Origin of the sequence: Flavobacterium gelidilacus DSM 15343, from assembly GCF_000422685.1 — a bacterium.
Lineage (GTDB): Bacteria > Bacteroidota > Bacteroidia > Flavobacteriales > Flavobacteriaceae > Flavobacterium > Flavobacterium gelidilacus.
In genome coordinates this window covers 55,689-74,826 of the sequence record NZ_AUGN01000013.1, presented here as the reverse complement: position 1 = coordinate 74,826, position 19,138 = coordinate 55,689, and the positions used below count along the sequence as shown (strand labels likewise).

Here is a 19,138-nt window from a genome sequence, read left to right as displayed (position 1 = left end):
ATTCACAAGCCTTAAAATCATTAGGAGAATATACTAAAGCTAATGAAATGTTAGAGAAATTTAACCAATCAAAAGGTGATGATAGCCGTGCACAAAAGTATGAGGCAAAGAAAAACTATTTAGAAATTATTGAAGAAAACTCAGGACGCTATTCAGTTGAAAATGCAGGAGCAATCAATTCAAAATACTCTGATTATGGTTCTGCTTTTTATGGAGAAGAATTAGTATTTGCTTCAGCAAGAGATACAGGAGGCGTTTTTAGTAGAAAACACAAATGGACCAACCAATCGTTTACTAATTTGTATCAATCAAAAGTAGGTGGCGATGGAAATTTACAAGAAGCAGATAAATTCTCAAAATCTACCAATTCAAAGTTTCACGAATCAACACCTGTTTTTACTAAAGATGGAAAAACAATGTACTTTACCCGAAACAATTATGTTGATGGTAAAAAGGGAAGAAGTGGCGAAAAAGTAATGCTATTAAAAATATTAAAAGCAACTTTAGTTGACGATAAATGGGGAAATGTAGTCGAATTGCCTTTCAATAGCAATGAATATAGTGTAGCGCATCCAGCACTTTCACCAGACGATAAAACGTTATACTTTGCCTCAGATATGCCAGGAACTCTTGGAGCATCTGATTTATACAAAGTGTCAATTGATGGAGATAGTTATGGAGAACCCGAAAATCTTGGAGCCGTATTCAATACAGAAGCCAGAGAAACTTTTCCGTTTATAAGTGATGAAAACGAATTGTACTTTGCCTCAGACGGACAATTAGGTCTTGGAGGTTTAGACATCTTCGTATCAAAAATGGAAGAAGATGGAACTTTTAAGGAAGTACATAACGTTGGAGCACCAGTAAATGGTAAAGATGATGACTTTGCTTTTCTAATCGATACGCAAACAAAATTCGGTTTCTTTACCTCCAATAGAGAAGGTGGACAAGGATATGATGATATTTATAAGTTTAAAGAAAACATTCCGTTGCCATATAAATGTGAACAAACATTGGCCATTGCGGTGGTAGATCAAGAAACAGGAGCAGTTATTCCAAATGCGCAAATCACCTTAATGGATGAGAACATGCAAACAATTGAACAAGTTTTTGCAGATGAAAACGGAAAATACACTTTTGAGAAAGATAAAATTGAATGTGATAAAGATTATACGGTTCGTGTAACCGGAATCAATGGATATTCATCAAACGAAAAACCAGTTCACACAGCAGAGAAAACAGGAGAAACATTTGTTGAAATTCCGTTAGAGAAAAACAGAAAACAAATTACTACTGGAACCGATTTAGCAGAGACGTTACAAATTAAAAATATTCTATTTGATTTAGATAAATCATACATCAGAAAAGACGCAGCAGCTCAATTAGCTCTATTAGTTGAAGTAATGAATGATCACCCAAAGATGAAAGTTGATGTTCGTTCGCATACTGATAGTCGTCAAACACATGAGTATAACGAAAGATTGTCTGACCGAAGAGCTAAATCAACTATTAATTGGTTAATAAAACAAGGAATCTCCAAAGACCGTTTAACAGGTCGTGGATACGGAGAAACACAATTAATAAATCAATGTGCTGATGGTGTAGAATGTACTGAAGAAGAACACCAAAAAAATAGACGAAGTGAGTTTATTGTTTTAGAAATGTAAACAAGAAATAAGGATAGATTAATATAAAAATACCATCTCGTTTTTGAGATGGTTTTTTTATTCGCTATAATTTTATGTTAATACATTAAGTAATTCTTGATTAATAGCTATGAATTATTATTTTTGTTGATTGTAACAATAATAAGATAATTATTTAAAGTGGATATGAAAAATAAATTTGTTTTTGGATTACTATTCCTATTGCAGTTTAGCAATGTTTTTTCGCAAGAAGTAAAAAAAGAAGTACTTTTCTCAATTGACGATAAACCATATTATACAGATGAATTTATCAGAGTTTATAATAAAAACTTAGATTTAGTTAAAGACGATTCACAAAAAGATATTGATGTGTATTTCGACTTGTTTTTAGGATATAAACTTAAAGTTGATAAAGCTTACAAGGTAGGTTTGCAAAATAGTTTAAAATATCAAAATGAGTTAAAATCATATAGAACACAACTTTCGAAAAATTACACCAGTGATTCTAAAGTTACAAAAGCCTTAACAGAAGAAGCTTATGAACGTTCCCTAAAAGAAATAAAAGCTTCACATATTTTAATTTTAGTAGACGAAAATGCGTTGCCAGGAGATACATTGAAAGCTTACAATGAGGCGGTTAAAGTTGTGGATGAAATCAAAAAAGGAATGTCATTTGAGGATGCAGCCGTAAAATATTCACAAGATCCATCAGCGAAAGACAATAAAGGTGATTTAGGTTATTTTTCGGTATTTAGAATGGTTTATCCTTTTGAAAGTGCAGCATTTAAAACAACAAAAGGTACTATTTCAAAACCAATAAGAACACGTTTTGGATATCATATAATTAAAGTTGTTGATCAAAGAGATAACAAAGGTGAAGTTACTGTTGCACATATAATGGTGTTAGATAAAAAAGATGAAAACGGAAACGATTTATCTAAAAAGACTATTGATGAAATTTATCAAAAAATACAACAAGGTGAAAAGTTTGAAGCTTTAGCACAACAATTTTCTGAAGACAAATCATCTTCAAGTAAAGGTGGAGTTTTACAGCGTTTTGGAAGAGGACAATTAAGTTCGGGTGAATTTGAAGACATAGCGTTCTCATTAAAAAGCAATAACGATGTTTCAAAGCCTTTCAAAACACAATTTGGATGGCACATAGTTAAACTTATTGACAAACATCCAGTAAGTACTTATGAAGAGTCTAAAAATGAATTAGAAAATAAAATTAGAAGAGACGATCGTTCAAAACTAATTTCTTCTTCTCTTACCGAGAAATTAAAGAAAAAATATCCAGTTTCAACAGATAAAAAAGTATTAGAAGCTGTGAAAAAACTTGTAAATGATAATTTCTACAAACAAACTTGGGAAGTTTCTCCTGAAGTTATAAAAGCTAATAACAAAAAATTAGTTGAAATTAATAACGATGTCAAACTAAACGCATCTTCTTTTTTACAATATATTCAAGAACAACAAAAACAAAATCTTCAGATTAAACCAGTCAATAATTTAGTAGATCATTTGTATGGTCAATATGTTGATGTTAAATTAAATGAATATTATGATGATCATTTAGAAAATGAGTTTGTTGAGTTTAAGTACATAATGGACGAATATAGAGACGGTTTATTGTTGTTTGATCTAATGGAAAAAGAAATTTGGGAGCGTTCTAAATCGGATACAATTGGTCAAAAACAATTTTATTTAGATCATATAGATAATTACAAATGGAAGAAAAGAGTTGAAACAGAAGTTTACTCTTCTTCAAACAAATCGGATATAGAAAAAGCATTAAAATATGCTAAGAAAGGAAAAGATTCAGAATATATTAAAAGTAAGCTAAATGCTGAAGGAAAAGTAAATATAATGATCCAGAAAGGAATTTATGAAGATGATGATAAAACACTTCCTAAAAACGCTTCATTAAATAAAGGAATATCTGAAATAGTAAAAGAAGGGGATTATTATTTCTTTTTAAATACTACAAAGGTCTTGCCATCAGAACCAAAAGACTTTTTAGAAGCAAGAGGTAGAGTTATAAATGATTACCAACAATTTTTAGAAGTAAATTGGGTGTCAGAATTGAAAAAAAATGTAGACATTAAAGTAAATAAAGATGTTTTAGAAAAAGTTAAAAATCATTTGGAAAAATAAATATGAAATTTAAATTCTTGTTTTTAGTTATGCTTACGTTTTTTGTTTCTTGTAAAAAAGGAGCGACTGTGGTTGATAATGTAGCTATAGCAAGAGTTAATAATTCAAATCTTTATAAGGAAGATATCAAAGGTTTGGTGCCAGCTGGAACTTCAAAAAAAGATAGCATAATTATTGTAAATGATTATATAGATCGTTGGGCTTCACAAAAATTACTATTTAATGCAGCGGAGTTAAATCTTTCAGACGAAAAACAAACTGAATTAAATAAATTAGTAGAACAATATAAAAAGGATTTATACACTAAAGCTTACATAGAACAATTAGTTTACAAATCATTTGATACTTTAGTAAGTGAAAATGATTTAAAAACATATTACGAGAAAAACAAGGAAAATTTTAAAACAAATGTAGCACTCGTTAAAATGAGTTATATTCAAATTAATAAAAGTAATCCTAAACTTAGCGTACTTTCAAATAAGTTTGTTAATGCCAGTAAAGAGAATAAAGAGTCACTAAGAAACAGTACAATTGAATTTAAAAGTTATGCTTTTAATGACTCTATTTGGATAGACATGAATCAAGTCTATGAAAAGCTGCCAGTTATCAATGTAGAAAATAAAGAAAATTACATAATAGCAGGAAAAACAGTTAAATTTGCCGATTCAACAGATATGTATTTAATCAGGACATCCAATTTTATTGAAAAAAATCAAGTTTCTCCTTTTCAATACATAAAACCAACGTTAAAAAAAGTTATCCTTAATAAAAGAAAAACAGAATTAATAAATAAATATCAAAAAGACATCACAACAGATGCTCTTAAAGACAAGAAATATGAAATATACAAGTAAATTTAAAGCACTTTTTGTACTTATCATTTTAGCTGTGACTACATTACATGCTCAGCCTAAAAAACAAAAAATTGATGGAGTAGCAGCAGTTGTGGGTGACTACGTAGTGTTAGATTCTGATATTGACTTAATGCTTATTGAATTAAGAGCTAATGGAATTTCTAGTAAAGATGTTTCTAGATGTGAATTGCTAGGAAAACTTTTAGAAGATAGACTTTACGCTCATCATGCTGTAGAAGATAGTATAGTTGTTACTGATGAAGAAGTGAGAGGTTTCATGGATGAACAAGTAAGCGTAATGAGTGAGCAACTAGGAGGAATTGATAAGGTTGTGAAATATTATAACAAAAAGAATGTTGACGATTTTAAAAATTACTTCTTTGATATCATTAAAATGAACAAACTTGTTCAAGGTATGAACAGAAAAATAATTGATAAAATTGAAATTACTCCAGAAGAAGTGAGAACTTTCTTCAATAAAATTCCAAAAGACGAAATTCCAACAATTGGTTCCGAAGTCGAAATTGCACAATTAGTCATTAAACCAATTGTGTCTGAAGAGGAAAAACAAAAAGTAATTAAAAAGCTGAAAGAAATTAAACAAGATGTATTGGAAAATGGAACAAGTTTTACAACAAAAGCCGTTCTTTATACAGAAGACAGAGCTTCTGCTCCAAATGGTGGTTATTATAAAATAAATAAAAAAACACAGTTTGTAAAAGAATTTAAGGATGTTGCTTTTACATTACAAGAAGGTGAAATATCCGAACCATTTGAAACTGTTTACGGATATCATATTATAAAAGTTGAGAAAATTTTAGGTCAAGAAGTAGAATTAAGACACATTTTAATGTCACCAAAAGTTAGCGATGAAGCATTAGCTGAAGCAAAAACTAGAATAGAAAACATTAGAGCTAAAATTCTAAACAAAGAGCTTACATTCTCTGCTGCAGCAAAATCTTTATCGGAAGACAAAGAAACTAGAAATAATGGAGGAATTGTTTTAAACCCAAAAACATTAGAAGCTAAATTTGAACTTACAAAATTAGATCCATCGTTGTATAATGAAATTTCTGAATTACAAACAAATGAAATCTCAAGAGTTATTTTAGAGGAAATACCTGGTGAAGGAAAATTTTTCAAAATAATTACAGTTAACGAAAAAACCCAAGAACATCTTGCTGATTTTTCTAAAGATTTTATCAAAATTAAAGACATTGCTTTAAAAGACAAACAAATTTCAACTATTGGAAAATGGACAAAAGAAAAAATCACACAAACTTATATTAAAGTTAATGGTGAATATCGCGATTGTACTTTTGCAAGTGATTGGTTAAAGAAAGAGGTTAAATAATTTTTTGTACTTTAGAGATTTAAACACAATATTAGAAAACTAAAAACTATATGTCAGACGTTGAAGCATTAAAACGATTGGTTGAAAAAAAAGCTGAACTTCAAAGAGAAGTTGCCAAAGTAATTATAGGTCAAGATGAAGTTGTAAACCAAATAATTTTAAGTATTTTTTCTGGTGGACATGCTCTTTTAGTTGGTGTACCTGGTTTGGCAAAGACTTTAATGGTTAATACAATAGCGCAAGCTCTAGGTTTGAATTTTAAAAGAATTCAGTTTACACCAGATTTAATGCCTTCAGATATATTAGGAAGTGAAATTTTAGATGAAAACCGTCAGTTTAAATTCTTAAAAGGGCCAGTTTTCTCAAACATTATCCTAGCTGATGAGATCAATAGAACGCCACCAAAAACACAAGCTGCTCTTTTAGAAGCTATGCAAGAGCGTTCGGTTACAGTAGCAGGACATAATTATAAGTTAGATTTACCTTATTTTGTATTAGCAACCCAGAATCCAATTGAGCAAGAAGGAACCTATCCTTTGCCAGAAGCACAATTAGACCGTTTTATGTTTGCTATTAAATTAGATTACCCAAGTTTTCAAGAAGAAATAGATGTGGTTAAGGCAACAACTTCTGACCATAAACCGGTTGTGAATTCATTGTTTACTGCTCAAGAAATTATAGATTTTCAAAATGTAATTCGTAAAATTCCTGTTGCAGATAATGTAATTGAATATGCTGTTACTCTAGTTAGCAAAACAAGACCGGACAATGCTTTAGCAACTGATTTTGTAAAAACATATATAGATTGGGGTGCAGGACCAAGAGCCTCACAAAATTTAATTTTAGCAGCAAAAGCAAACGCTGCATTCAACGGTAAATATTCTCCAGATATAGAAGATGTAAAAGCAGTAGCAAAAGGAATATTAAGACATAGAATTGTCAAGAACTACAAGGCAGATGCCGAAGGAATTTCGGAAGAAATGATAATTGAAAAGCTGTTTTAAAACAGCTTTTTTTATTTTAATTATTTTTTATTTGTATTTTTTTTCAATTTCATATGGGTGTTGAATTTTAGCTTATTGTCAAATTAATAAAAAGAGCTAGTTGATTTTATTAAATTGATATTTTTTAAAGCGAAAAACAGTAAAAACGAAATTTAAGGCCGTTTTTTTGAAAAATATTCATTAAAAGCACTAGTTGACAAATAATAATTCTTCTAAATTAAGATTTTATTAAAAATTTTCAATTCTCGTTAAGATTTATTAAATTTGTTCCACTTAAAAATAACAATCTAATTAATTTACTTATACTATGGCATTTGATATAGAAATGATTAAACAAGTATACGCAACTATGGCAGAAAGAGTTGATAAAGCTCGTGAGCTAGTTGGTCGTCCACTTACATTGTCAGAAAAGATTTTATACTCACATTTATGGGAAGGTAATCCAACTCAAGCTTTTTCAAGAGGAAAAGATTATGTTGATTTTGCTCCAGATAGAGTAGCTTGTCAAGATGCAACAGCGCAAATGGCATTGTTGCAATTTATGCATGCAAACAAAAAAACAGTAGCAGTTCCAACGACTGTTCACTGTGATCACTTAATTTTAGCAAAAGATGGTGCTAAAAAAGATTTAGCATTAGCTAATGATCAATCAAAAGAAGTTTTTGATTTCTTATCATCAGTTTCAGATAAATATGGAATCGGTTTTTGGAAACCAGGTTCTGGAATTATTCACCAAATTGTATTAGAAAATTACGCATTTCCAGGTGGAATGATGATTGGTACAGATTCACATACAGTAAATGCTGGTGGACTAGGTATGTTAGCCATTGGTGTTGGTGGAGCAGATGCAGTAGATGTAATGTCAGGAATGTCATGGGAATTAAAATTTCCAAAATTAATTGGAGTTAAATTAACTGGTAAATTATCAGGTTGGACTGCACCAAAAGATGTTATCCTAAGAGTAGCTGATATTCTTACTGTAAAAGGAGGAACAGGTGCAATTGTAGAATATTTTGGTGAAGGTGCAACTTCAATGTCTTGCACTGGTAAAGGTACAATTTGTAACATGGGTGCAGAAATTGGAGCTACAACTTCAACTTTTGGATACGATGATTCAATGAGAAGATATTTAAACGCAACTGGTCGTAAAGATGTTGTTGCTGCAGCTGATACAGTAGCAGATTATTTAACTGCTGATTCAGAAGTTTATGCAAATCCTGAAACTTACTTTGATCAAGTTATCGAAATTAATCTTTCTGAACTTGAGCCTTATATTAACGGACCATTTACTCCAGATAGAGGAACTCCAGTTTCTCAAATGAAAAAAGAAGCTGCTGCTAATGGCTGGCCAATTAAAGTAGAATGGGGATTAATTGGTTCTTGTACAAACTCTTCTTATGAAGATATGTCTAGAGCTGCTTCAATTGTTCAACAAGCAATTGATAACGGAATTTCTCCAAAAGCTGAATTCGGAATTAATCCAGGTTCTGAACAAATTCGATATACAATTGAAAGAGATGGAATTATAGCAACTTTCGAAAAACTTGGAACGAAAGTATTTACAAACGCTTGTGGACCATGTATTGGTCAATGGGATAGAGAAGGTGCAAACAAAGAAGAAAAAAACACTATTGTTCATTCATTCAATAGAAATTTCTCTAAACGTGCTGATGGAAATCCAAACACACATGCTTTTGTTACTTCGCCAGAAATGGTTGCTGCTTTAGCACTTTCAGGAAGATTAGACTTTAACCCTTTAACGGATCCTTTAATCAATGATAAAGGAGAAGAAGTAATGCTAAAAACGCCTTACGGAGATGAACTACCTAAAAAAGGTTTTGATGTCGAAGATGCAGGTTTTCAAGCTCCAGCAGAAGATGGAAGTAAAGTGCAAGTAGTTGTTTCTCCAACTTCAGACAGACTTCAATTATTAGCTCCTTTTACTCCTTGGGATGGAAAAAACATCACAGGTGCAAAATTACTAATAAAAGCATTTGGTAAATGTACTACTGATCACATTTCTATGGCTGGACCATGGTTACGTTTCCGAGGACATTTAGATAATATTTCTAACAATATGTTGATTGGTGCTGTAAATGCATTTGGACAAGCAACTAATAAAGTTAAGAATCAATTAACAGGTGGTTTTGATACTGTTCCTGCAACTGCAAGAGCATACAAAGCAGCTGGTGTTCCTTCAATAGTAGTTGGAGATCATAATTATGGTGAAGGTTCTTCTAGAGAACACGCAGCTATGGAACCTAGATTCTTAGGTGTTGAGGCGGTTTTAGTAAAATCATTTGCTCGTATTCACGAAACTAACCTTAAAAAACAAGGGATGTTAGGTTTAACATTTGCTAATGAAGCAGATTATGATAAGATTCAGGAAGATGATACTATTAACTTCTTAGATCTTACAGCATTTGCTCCCGGAAAACCATTAACGCTAGAATTTGTTCATGCTGATGGTTCGAAAGATACAATAATGGCAAATCATACTTATAATGAAGGTCAAATTGAATGGTTCAAAGCTGGTTCTGCTTTAAATTTAATTGCAGCTGGTTTAGCTTAAATAATTCAAATAATTTAAAACTCCCTTTCTTAAATAAAAGTTAGGGAGTTTTTTTATGTTCTTTAATTTCTTAACTTTGATTGAAAACGAAAATATTTAATGTGATATTCACCAACGGTATAGCAAATATTTTTTAAAACCAATAAAAAAATAACCTATGAAAACAATTTGGTTTTTAGATGATGTAAACTTATTTACAATACTTTGTCCACACCAATTTAAGGATTATAAAGATTCTCATGAGTTTGATCATTATAAAAAAAATGATTTTGTTTATTTTGAAGAGGATAGTGCGGATAAAATTTACTTGATAACGACAGGAAAAGTAAAAATTGGATATGTTACTGATGAAGGTGAAGAAATAATAACAGCTATTTTATCGAAAGGTGAAATATTTGGAGAGAAAGCCATTTTGGGCGAAGAAAAGAGAAATGAATTCGCTCAGGTTATTGATTCTGAAACTTCAATTTGTCCAATAACTACTGAGATGATGATAGATTTACTTCGGGAAAATAAAGAATTTAGTGTCAAAATATATAAATTTATTGGATTTCGATTTAAGAAATTAGAACGAAGACTTCAATTGCTTTTGTTTAAAGATACCAAAACCAGATTAAAAGAATTTATAAAAGAGTTAAGTGAAGATTTTGGTTATGAAAATGTTGTTACAGGTGATATGATAATAAGACAACCTTATACTCAAAAAGAAATGGCAACTTTAATTGGAACTTCGAGACCAACGTTAAATATTTTATTAAACGAATTGAAAGAAGAAGATTATTTAGACTTTGATAGAAAAGAAATCACTTTAAAAAAACTTAAAAAATAGGTAAATTAAAAGCATTTAGAATTTCATTCTAGGATGTTTTTTTGCTAATTTTGAAATAAAAATTACAATGAAAAAGTATTTAGTCGTTTTGTTAATTTGTCTAGGTTTATTTAGTTGTTCAGACTCAGGTTCTAATTTTCCTGAACCAACTTTAATTCCATTTGAAAAACAAGATGTTCTCTCGTCTTATGATTTAAGGTTAATTGAATCCACAGGAAGAACAATTAATTTATATGCCAATCAAAATAAAGTGGTATTTCTTCATTACTGGAACACAACAGATAAAGATGTTTCAGCAGATATAAAGATTATGGAACAATTGTATGATGATTATAAATTAAAAGTTGAGTTTTATTTTATAACAGATGATACTCAGCCAAATGTTAGAAAATATATCAAGGATAATAACTTAGTATTCCCAAATTATTATATTGGTTCCACCCCTTTAAGGCCTTTAGTTTTTGGAAAATTACCTAAATCTTACTTAATAAGCAAAACCGGAAGAATTGTAATGAATCACGAAGGAGTTGCAAATTGGAATTCCGAGACTTTAAGAAAAACAATTGATGATTTATTAAAATAAAAAAAATCCGTTCTAACTTAGAACGGATTTTTAGTTTTGAATTAAAATTAACTACTAATAGTAAGTATAACGTCTTACTTTTGAAACGTATTTTGCTAAACGAATTACTTGGTGACTATAACCATATTCGTTATCATACCAAACGTATAAAACTATATTTTTTCCATCTCCAGAAACGATTGTAGCATTACTATCAAAAATTGAAGGAGCAGAAGTTCCAACAATATCAGATGAGACTAGCTCGTTGTTTAATGAATATTTAATTTGCTCTACTAATTTACCTTCAAGAGCATATTTTTTCATAATGTTGTTTACTTCTTCTATTGAAGTTTCTTTTCCAACTTCTAGATTCAATACTACTAATGAACCATTTGGAACAGGAACACGAATTGCATTTGAAGTAAGTTTTCCAGCTAAATTTGGTAGTGCTTTTGCAACAGCAGCACCAGCACCAGTTTCTGTAATTACCATGTTTAAAGCAGCAGCTCTTCCACGTCTATATTTGTTATGCATATTATCAACCAAATTCTGGTCGTTTGTATAAGCATGAATAGTTTCCAAATGTCCTTTTACAACACCTAAAGTATCTTCAACAGCTTTTAGAATTGGAGTAATTGCATTTGTTGTACAAGAAGCAGCTGAGAAAATATCAACTGTATCTGGATTGTATTCTTCATGATTTACACCATAAACAATATTTGGAACACCTTTTCCTGGAGCAGTTAATAAAACTTTACTAACTCCTTTTGAAGTCATATGTCTTTTTAATGCTTCTTCAGTTGTAAAAGCACCAGTATTATCAATGACTAAAGCGTCATCAATTCCGTATTTTGTATAATCGATTTCTTCTGGACCTTTTGCTGTAATCATATGAACGGTTGTTCCATTAATGATTAATGCATTATTTTCAACATCAGCTTCAACTGAACCTTCAAAATCACCATGAACTGAATCGTATCTTAATAAAGAAGCTCTTTTTTCCAATACAGTTGCGTCACTTTTGTCTCTTGTTACTATAGCACGTAATCGTAATTGTTGCCCTTTTCCTATTTTGCTCATCATTTCACGAGCTAATAAACGACCAATTCTACCAAATCCATAAAGAACTACATCTTTTGGCTTAATTTCTGAAGTTGCTTTTGCGTCTTTTAATTTGTCTATCACAAAGGCTTTTGCGTCGTTATATTTATCATCTTCTAAATGATATTCATACGTTAATTTACCAATATCAATTTTTGAAGGCGGTAAGTCTAAACTATTTATAGCTTCAGCAATTTCAACTGAATCAAAAATATTAATTGGTTTTTGAACAAAAGCACCAGCATATTCATGTAAATTAATGATGGCACTTACGTTTCTATCAATTAATTGATTTCTAAATAATACTAGTTCGATAGATTTATCATACCATAAATCACTAATAATTTTAATGAATTCTACTCCAGCCTTTCTTCTGTCAGCCTGAAAAGAAACTTCTTTTTCGTATAAATTGTTGCTACTCATAATTAAAAATATAGTTGTGTGTTTTAATTTGGAGCAAAAATATAGATTTCAAACGTTTTCGTAAAGCTTTTTAAGTATTTTTTACAATAAAAAAACCAGCTCATTTAAAAAGAGCTGGTTTTCAAAATGAATTACATTATAATGCTATACATTTGACCGTTTTTGGCAATTATTTGATAACGAGCTTTCTGATTTTCTTTTTTAGCTAGATAACGAGAAGCGGTTTCCATATCTTTTATTTTTTGCCCATCAATACTTAAAATTATTGCATCATTAAGTATTTCACCATATTCTAGGTATTCTGGATTGTTTACTTTTTTAATTTTAATTCCTTCACTTATTCTAAACTGTTTTTTATCTGTTGCATCAATATCTTCAAACTCTATTCCATTAAATTCGTAATTAAGCATTTCCCTTTTTGTCAATTTAACAGGAAGTATTTTTTGTTTTCCATCACGCAATACATTTACTTCAATGACATCATCTGGTCTTTTTGTATTTACATAAGCTGTTAATTCTGAAAAGCTATTAATTTTTTTAGTATCTAATTGTACAATAATATCTCCTTTAGATAAACCAGCTTTTTCAGCTCCTGAATTTTTAGTGACTTTATTTACATAAAACCCTTGTGTTTGTTTTATACCCAATTCATCTGCGAATTTTGAATTTAATTCACCACCTTCAATACCCAAAACGCCTCTTTGTACGTTTCCAAATTGCATTAAGTCTTCAATAATTTTTCGAGTTAAATTGGAAGGAACAGCAAACGAATACCCTGCATAACTTCCTGTTGGAGAAGAAATCATAGTGTTGATTCCAATTAATTCTCCTCTAGTGTTTACTAAAGCACCACCACTATTTCCTGGGTTTACAGCTGCGTCAGTTTGAATAAAAGACTGAATGCCTTCATTACCAAGATTTCTTGCTTTTGCTGAAACAATTCCAGCTGTAACTGTTGACGTAAGGTTGTATGGATTTCCTACAGCTAAAACCCATTCGCCAACTTTAATCTCTTCTGAATCTCCAAAAACAGCAAAAGGTAATTTTTCATCAGATTCTATTTTTAACAAAGCAATATCCATTTTAGAATCAGTACCAACTAATTTTGCTTTGTAACTTTTATTGTTATTTAGCGTAACTTCCAGTTCATTTGCGTTTTGAATAACGTGATTGTTTGTAACGATAAATCCGTCTTCACTAATGATAACACCAGAACCAGTTCCAACTTGATATTGTTCTTGTGTCTGACTTCTTCCGTTTCCAAACATATAGGCAAAAGGATCACTGTAAACTCTTTGTGTAGTCATGTTTTTAACGTGAACAACACTATGAACTGTGCTTTCTGCGGCTGCAGTAAAATCTATATTTTCTGCAGCTAAACTAACATTTTTTGCATAATTTGGCGCTGCTAGAGTTATACCATTAGTTTTTGACGAATCAAAAAATAATTTATAAGCTCCCAATGTAATAGCACCACTCATAAGGGATAGCAATAATAAACTTCCAAATTTTTTCATTCTTTTTTTATTTAAATAATTAATAGGTTAAAATTACATATATATAATTTTATATAAAATTGGTTTAACGCTCGATTAACAATGTTTAACATCTTATTAATATTTGTACTTTTGCATTAACAAAATTTTTATGAAAATACTTTTTTACAAATATCAAGGTACTGGAAATGACTTTGTCATGATTGATAACCGTCAAGATACCTTTCCCAAAAATGATACCAAACTTATTGCCTACTTGTGCGATAGGCGATTCGGAATTGGTGCTGATGGTTTAATTCTATTAGAAAATCATGCTGAGTTAGATTTTAAAATGGTTTATTATAATTCAGATGGAAACGAAAGTTCAATGTGTGGAAACGGTGGAAGATGTTTAGTATCTTTTGCCAAACAAATGAATGTTATTTTAGACGAAGCAACTTTCGAAGCTGTTGATGGCTTGCATTTTGCAACAATTAATAAAGATGGAATAGTCTCTCTTCAAATGACAGATGTTGACGATATAAAAGTTGAAAATAATTATACTTTTTTGAATACAGGTTCACCACATCATGTTACTTTAGTGGATGATTTGCAAAATTTTGAAGTAAAAAGCGAAGGTTCAAAAATTAGATATTCTGATTTATATGGAAATGCAGGAAGTAATGTTAACTTTGTAAAGCAATTAGAAAATAACATTTTTTCAGTAAGAACTTATGAACGTGGTGTTGAAGATGAAACATTGTCTTGCGGAACAGGTGTAACTGCTGTAGCAATTGCAATGTATAAAACAGGAAAATCTTCAAGTAAAGAAATAAATTTAAATGTTGAAGGCGGAAAGTTGAAAGTAAAATTTGATGTTGAGAACAATAAATTCACTAACGTGTTTTTAATTGGGCCAGCAACTTTTGTTTTTGAAGGAACAATAAACAGTTAAAAGTTATGATGGCAATTTTTGTGATATTTTTGGTTTTAATAATGATAGTAATTGGTGTGGCAATAGCTATATTAATGAAGAAAAAAGACGAATAATAGTTTGACAACCCTAAAAGGAAATAGTATTTATTTACGAGCACTTGAGCCAGAAGATTTAGCATTTATCTACAGTATAGAGAATGACGAATCTATTTGGAAGGTAAGTAATACACAAACTCCTTATAGTAGATTTCTAATAAAACAATATTTAGAAAATGCTCATCAAGATATTTATGAAGCCAAGCAATTGCGTTTAGCTATTTGTCTAAATGATTCTGATGAAGCATTAGGATTAATAGATTTGTTTGATTTCGACCCAACAAATAACCGAGCAGGAATTGGAATAATAATTCACCAAACAAGCAACAGAGAAAACGGAATTGGTTCAGAAGCGTTACAACTTTTAATCAACTATTGTTTCACACATTTACAATTAAATCAACTTTATGCAAATATTGGTACAGAAAATGAAATCAGTATAGCACTTTTTGCTAAATTTGGCTTCGAATTAATCGGAATAAAAAAACAATGGAATAAAGTCAATAATCTCTATAAAGATGAAGCTTTGTATCAATTAATTAACACAAAATATTAATACTTTGAACTTTAAAAAATTAATCGCAATAATTGCAGTTGTCGGAATTGTTATTGCTGGAATCATTACTTTTTATGTATATAATAAGGCATTTACAGCAAATACTACTTTTAACCAAAAAGAAGTTTTTGTGTATGTTCCTTCAAATTCAACATATGAACAAGTAAAAGAAATTGTTAGTCCTTTTGTAAAGGATATGGATAAGTTTGATTTTGTAGCTCAAAAAAGAGATTATGCTTCCAATGTTAAAGAAGGCAAGTTTTTACTTAAAAAAAACATGACAAGTTTTGATATAGTAAGAGCAATGAAGAGCAATGTGCCTGTGAAATTAGCTTTTAACAACCAAGAAACATTGGGTAAATTAGCACAACGACTAGCTACTCAAATGGAACCAGACAGTACTTCACTAATGAAAGCGTTCACAAATCCAGAATTTATGGAAACAAACGGATTTGATGATGATACTATTTTAGCGATGTTTATTCCAAATACTTATGAGTTTTACTGGAATACTTCTGCCGATAAAATTGCAGACAAAATGGCTTCTGAATATAAAAAATTCTGGAACGAAGAAAGAATATCGAAAGCTTTAAATAAAAATTTGACACCAATTCAAGTTTCTGTTTTAGCTTCAATTGTACATAAAGAAACTGCAAAAATTGATGAAAGACCAAGAATAGCTGGAGTTTACCTAAATCGTTTAGAACAAAATATGCCCTTACAAGCTGATCCAACTGTTATTTTTGCCATGAAAAAAGCTTCTGGAGATTTTGATCAAGTCATTAAACGCGTTTATAGTAAAGATACACAAGGAACGATTTCACCTTATAATACATATATCAATTTAGGTTTGCCTCCTGGACCAATTGCAATGCCAGATATTTCTGCAATTGATGCAGTTTTAAATGCAGAAAAACACGATTATATTTATTTTTGTGCAAGTGTTGATCGAATGGGTTATCACGATTTTGCTTCTAATTATGCTGCACATCAAGTTAATGCTAGAAAATATGCTGAATGGGTTACTAAATTAGGGATTAATCGTTAGAAGCAAATGGCTAGAGCTGACTTAGAATCCATTTTCCCGCTGTCCATTCTATCTTTTTTGTTAAAAAAACAAAAAAGGATGCCATTCCCATCGGGGCTAAGTAAGTTACTCTTTTTTGTATTTATTAGTGCAAGTAGTTTTTCTCAATCAAAAATAAATCAGTTTTTAACACCTTCAGATTCTTTAAATTCAAGTAGAAAAACTACTGTTTATATTACAGAAGCTGCTGTTTTAGGGACAACTCTTATTGGTCTAAACCAACTTTGGTACAAAGATTACGATAAATCTAAATTTCATTTTATCAACGATAATGAAGAATGGCTTCAAATGGATAAAATGGGGCACATGTATTCCTCGTATCATTTAGGTAGAATGGGAGCAGAGGCTTTAGAATGGTCTGGTGCTTCAAAAAAAGAACAATTAATTTATGGTTCAACAATAGGTTTAGGATTTCTAACAGTTGTTGAGGTCTTTGACGGATATTCTTCTGAATGGGGAGCTTCCTCAGGAGATATTATTGCAAATGTATCAGGAACGGCCTTATATGTTTCGCAAGAATTACTTTGGAAGGAACAACGCATCACACCAAAATTTTCTTATCATAAAACAAATTTCCCATCATTAAGGCCAAATACTTTAGGGGAAACAGCATTAGAACAAGTCTTAAAAGATTATAATGGACAAAATTATTGGTTGTCTTTCAATATATATTCCTTTACAAAATTAGAATTTGTACCCAAATGGTTAAATTTGGCTATTGGTTATGGTGGTTCTGGAATGTTGTTTGGAACAAAAGATGATGCTTTTACAAATGGATATATTCAAAACGAATATCGTCAGTTTTACTTAAGTTTTGACGTTGACTTGACGAAAATCGAAACAAACTCACACTTTTTAAAGACAGTTTTTTCTATTTTTAACACCATAAAAATACCTGCTCCAACGCTGCAACTCAATTCTAATAAGGACTTTAGGGCTTACGGATTCTTCTTTTAGAAAAATTTAACACACTGTAAATCAATTGTATAATATTTTTTGTATATTTGCAGGCTCAATTTACAGAAGTGTTTTGCATTTCTGTTTAAAGAAAAAAAATGAAAAAATTTATATTTTTTACAGGTTTATTAAGTTCACTTACTTTGGCAATAGTTGGCTTTAGTAGTTTTAAAATTGATAAAGTTGAAGGGTTTCATTTAGAGGAAGATGAGGTAATTAATTACCATGTTCCTACAGAAGGTGAAACAGAAGAATTCGAATTTCTGACTAAAATTCCTTATGTAGGAAAAACTTATATCGGATTTAGACAAGCAATTGCTTACAAGGAATCAAGAGGAAAAAGTACTTTAGTTAACCCTTATGGTTACATGGGTAAATACCAATTTGGTAAAAGCACATTAAGAGCTGTTGGTGTTTATGATTTTCAAAATTTTTTAAACAATGTTTCTATTCAGGATAAAGCTTTTAAAGCCTTAGTTGCTAAAAACAAATGGGAATTGCGTAAAGAAATTGAAACTTATAGCGGAAGAGTTATGAATGGGGTTGAAATAACTGAATCAGGAATTATCGCAGCCGCTCATTTAAGTGGTGCAGGTTCTGTGAAAAAATACTTAAGAAGTAATGGTCATAATGGATTTAAAGATGGATTTGGAACTTCTTTAAGAAGTTATATCAAGAAATTTGCATCCTACGATATTTCTCATATTAAAGCAGATAGAAATGCAAAAGTAAAAATGAATTAATTAATTCATTTTATGAATAATAAAAATGCAAGGTCGGTTATGTAAATCGACCTTATTTTTTTGCCATTCTTTTACTGTTTTTGTTTTGATAAATTCAGTAGGCAAAGTAATATCACAAGCTACGCATAAATGTGTATTTGGTTGTAAGGCTTGTAAAATATCTTCAAAAATTTTATTATTTCTATACGGAGTTTCTATAAATAATTGTGATTGGTTTTTCTCAAATGACAATCGTTCTAAACTCTTTATAGCTACTTTTTTCTCATTCTTATCAATAGGTAAATAGCCATTGAAAGCAAAACTTTGTCCGTTCATTCCGCTAGCCATAACAGCCAACAAAATTGAACTTGGTCCAACTAAAGGAATAACTTGAATTCCTTTTTCGTGTGCTAGTTTTACTATTACCGCACCAGGATCTGCAACACCAGGACAACCTGATTCGCTTAATAAACCAATATTATTTCCATCTAGCAAAGGTTTAATCATTTCATTATAATCGGAAACATCAGTGTGTTTGTTTAATAATGAAATATTTAAAGAAGGTTGCTTCTTTTCTGGATGAATACTTTTAATAAAGCGTCTAGCTGTTTTTTCGTTTTCAACAATATAATAGTCTATAAAATCTATTGTTCTTTTAATGCTTTGTGGCAAAACATCCTCTGGAACAACTGTAGTTTCACCAGGATTTGATAATGTACACGGAATTAAATAAAGTTTTCCTAAAAGTTGAATAGGTTTCATATTAAAAATATTGATTCCTTACAAAAGTAAGTAATTTGTAAAGCA

16 protein-coding genes are annotated in these 19,138 nt (G+C 30.5%); 13 read left to right on the top strand and 3 right to left on the bottom strand.

Annotation, left to right across the window (positions count from 1 at the left end; all coding sequences use genetic code 11):
* The 8 genes from G507_RS0107880 to G507_RS0107845 form a co-directional block, all read left to right on the top strand.
* The coding region (locus G507_RS0107880; RefSeq protein ID WP_026716995.1) for an OmpA family protein at positions 1–1,667 on the top strand (1,667 nt) is incomplete at its 5' end.
* 165 nt (positions 1,668–1,832) lie between these two features.
* A complete protein-coding gene (locus tag G507_RS0107875) occupies positions 1,833–3,803 on the top strand; it encodes a peptidylprolyl isomerase (protein ID WP_026716994.1) in 1,971 nt (656 codons plus the stop codon).
* 2 nt (positions 3,804–3,805) lie between these two features.
* On the top strand, positions 3,806–4,657 hold the full coding sequence (locus G507_RS0107870) for a hypothetical protein (RefSeq protein WP_035665833.1): 852 nt from the start codon (positions 3,806–3,808) through the stop codon (positions 4,655–4,657).
* A complete protein-coding gene (locus G507_RS0107865) occupies positions 4,641–6,011 on the top strand; it encodes a peptidylprolyl isomerase (protein WP_035665831.1) in 1,371 nt (456 codons plus the stop codon). The genes G507_RS0107870 and G507_RS0107865 overlap by 17 nt, the downstream gene beginning before the upstream one ends.
* Positions 6,012–6,061: 50 nt before the next feature.
* Positions 6,062–7,015, top strand: a complete 954-nt coding sequence (locus tag G507_RS0107860; protein ID WP_026716991.1) for an AAA family ATPase — start codon at positions 6,062–6,064, stop codon at positions 7,013–7,015.
* A gap of 307 nt (positions 7,016–7,322) precedes the next feature.
* A complete protein-coding gene (locus G507_RS0107855; RefSeq protein ID WP_026716990.1) occupies positions 7,323–9,587 on the top strand; it encodes an aconitate hydratase in 2,265 nt (754 codons plus the stop codon).
* A gap of 157 nt (positions 9,588–9,744) precedes the next feature.
* A complete protein-coding gene (locus G507_RS0107850; RefSeq protein WP_026716989.1) occupies positions 9,745–10,416 on the top strand; it encodes a Crp/Fnr family transcriptional regulator in 672 nt (223 codons plus the stop codon).
* Positions 10,417–10,483: 67 nt separating this feature from the next.
* Complete coding sequence (locus tag G507_RS0107845) at positions 10,484–10,999, top strand: TlpA family protein disulfide reductase (protein WP_026716988.1); 516 nt, start codon at positions 10,484–10,486, stop codon at positions 10,997–10,999.
* Between the two features lie 54 nt (positions 11,000–11,053).
* On the opposite strand, the gene G507_RS0107840 is transcribed toward G507_RS0107845, so the two are convergent.
* A complete protein-coding gene (locus tag G507_RS0107840; protein ID WP_026716987.1) occupies positions 11,054–12,502 on the bottom strand; it encodes a glyceraldehyde-3-phosphate dehydrogenase in 1,449 nt (482 codons plus the stop codon).
* A 131-nt stretch (positions 12,503–12,633) separates the two neighbouring features.
* On the bottom strand, positions 12,634–14,019 hold the full coding sequence (locus G507_RS0107835) for a S1C family serine protease (RefSeq protein ID WP_026716986.1): 1,386 nt from the start codon (positions 14,017–14,019) through the stop codon (positions 12,634–12,636).
* A 130-nt stretch (positions 14,020–14,149) separates the two neighbouring features.
* On the opposite strand from G507_RS0107835, the gene dapF reads away from it, so the two are divergent.
* From dapF to G507_RS0107805, 5 genes are all read left to right on the top strand, one after another.
* Positions 14,150–14,932: a diaminopimelate epimerase gene (gene dapF / locus G507_RS0107830; protein ID WP_026716985.1), complete on the top strand. Its 783-nt coding sequence runs from the start codon at positions 14,150–14,152 to the stop codon at positions 14,930–14,932.
* 99 nt (positions 14,933–15,031) lie between these two features.
* The gene (locus G507_RS0107820) at positions 15,032–15,565 is read left to right on the top strand and encodes a GNAT family N-acetyltransferase (protein ID WP_026716984.1); all 534 of its coding nucleotides are present in this window, start codon (positions 15,032–15,034) and stop codon (positions 15,563–15,565) included.
* 4 nt (positions 15,566–15,569) lie between these two features.
* A complete protein-coding gene (gene mltG, locus G507_RS0107815; RefSeq protein WP_026716983.1) occupies positions 15,570–16,613 on the top strand; it encodes an endolytic transglycosylase MltG in 1,044 nt (347 codons plus the stop codon).
* A 78-nt stretch (positions 16,614–16,691) separates the two neighbouring features.
* Complete coding sequence (locus tag G507_RS0107810) at positions 16,692–17,609, top strand: DUF2279 domain-containing protein (protein WP_026716982.1); 918 nt, start codon at positions 16,692–16,694, stop codon at positions 17,607–17,609.
* A gap of 98 nt (positions 17,610–17,707) precedes the next feature.
* On the top strand, positions 17,708–18,352 hold the full coding sequence (locus G507_RS0107805) for a peptidoglycan-binding protein LysM (RefSeq protein WP_026716981.1): 645 nt from the start codon (positions 17,708–17,710) through the stop codon (positions 18,350–18,352).
* On the opposite strand, the gene G507_RS0107800 is transcribed toward G507_RS0107805, so the two are convergent.
* Positions 18,353–19,093, bottom strand: a complete 741-nt coding sequence (locus G507_RS0107800) for an SAM-dependent methyltransferase (protein ID WP_035665828.1) — start codon at positions 19,091–19,093, stop codon at positions 18,353–18,355.
* Between the last annotated feature and the right edge of the window lie 45 nt (positions 19,094–19,138).